The 1,563-nt window shown below is 43.8% G+C and carries 2 protein-coding genes; both read left to right on the forward strand.

Annotation, left to right across the window (positions count from 1 at the left end; genetic code table 11):
- Positions 1 to 141 precede the first annotated feature (141 nt).
- Entirely contained in the window at positions 142 to 615 is a 474-nt protein-coding gene (locus HZC12_07075) for a rhodanese-like domain-containing protein (protein MBI5026475.1), read from the forward strand.
- A gap of 60 nt (positions 616 to 675) precedes the next feature.
- On the forward strand, positions 676 to 1,563 hold an 888-nt coding region (locus HZC12_07080), incomplete at its 3' end, for a HAMP domain-containing protein (GenBank protein MBI5026476.1).

Consider the following 1,563-nt stretch of genomic DNA (forward strand, 5'->3'; position numbering starts at 1 on the left):
CATGCTCTCCCACGGTATTTTCTACCAAGGGTTTTTGGACGGTCTGCCAAGTTCTATATAAAACATAACATACAAGGGTGAGGGTGAGGGGAGTTATAAGAAAAAGGCATTTTCTAAATCGGTATTTGGGAGGTTACGGAGATGTTTGTTCGACAAATTCAAAAGGCATGGGTAGTAGTGATGGGTCTGGTTTTTGTACTGGCTGGGATAACGTTGGCAGCAGAGGAGAAACCAGAAACGCCAACAGCGCTTAAAGGCAGCAAGATTATCTCGGCAGAGGAGGCAAAGGCACTTCTCGACAAAAAGGAGGCAAATTTTTTTGATGTAAGGTCTCCTGTAAATTACGGCAAGGGACACATCCCGACTGCGGTTTCTCTCCCCTACAAAGAAAAAAGTGCGTGGAAACCAGATTTTAACGCCTCTCTGGACGAGTTTGACCTGTCAAAATTGCCAAAAGATAAGAATGCAAAGATTGTCGTTTACAGTGACGGCACTACTGGCTGGAAGTCATACAAGGCAGCAGTTATTGCCATAAAAGCCGGGTATAAGAATGTCATGTATTATAGGGGCGGCTTTGATGAATGGGAGAAAAAAGGTTATCCAGTTGAGAGGTAACAAGATTTAAGGGGGCAATGGCCTATTGCCCCTTTAGACCCCATAGAATCAGGAAGATACATGTTTAGAGTACTGGATAGACTGACCATAAAGAAAAGGCTCTTTTTAGTAATAGCCTCTATATTAATTTTAATATCAATAATGGTTTTGTCCATCTGGATTGGTTTTCGTGCCATAAATCACAAAAACAGCATCGCTCTATTATTAGAAAAAGAAGCGGTATACTTACAGGCGGTGGCGAGAGGTTTAAGCGAATTCATTGTTACCCAGGGCACGCCAGCTTCAGTGAAATTGACAGAAGAGGCTATGGGAAAGTTTGATGAAACATGCAATACATTAGTATCCGAACTTGGTGAGACTGATACGGCCATTGCGATAACAGAAAAAGTCATCCCTAAGTGGAAGAAGATTAAAGGTGCTGCTGAATCCCTCTTGCAGATTCAACGAGATGCCCTTACTGATGAGGCAATGATAAAATTTGGCAGGCTGTCAGCAGAAATTGATTTGCTGCTTAAAGATACGCAATCCATTGCTGAATCCGTTCGGAAACGCGCTGACTCAGACACCGGGAGGATATTGACCGCAATCGCTATTATTGTTGTTGCAATTATATTAGCGGTAAGCTTGCTCCTTATCTCCACTTATCGCTCTGTCTCCGTACCCATAAAGACCCTCACAGAGGCCACACAAAAGATAGCCTCCGGGGACTTAGAAGTAAATATAGAGGTAAGTTCAACTGACGAGATAGGGATATTGGCCAGCGCCTTTAACAGTATGGCTTCAGAAATCAAACAAAGCCATGAAGAACAGAGAATGTTATATGAAAAGGAGCAGCGAAAGGTTCATCAGATGGCAGTCCTCCAGGAGGCAGTCTCAGATACAGCATCTGACCTCGCCCTTGAGCCATTGCTGGAGCGGCAGGCCTTTCATGCTGCAATCCTGGTAAAG

The sequence above is a fragment of the Nitrospirota bacterium genome (assembly GCA_016214385.1).
Taxonomy (GTDB): domain Bacteria; phylum Nitrospirota; class Thermodesulfovibrionia; order UBA6902; family JACROP01; genus JACROP01.

Excerpts from the sequence above, each read along its gene's own strand:
- HZC12_07075 (MBI5026475.1), top strand. The coding sequence starts at position 142 with ATGTTTGTTCGACAAATTCAAAAGGCATGGGTAGTAGTGATGGGTCTG.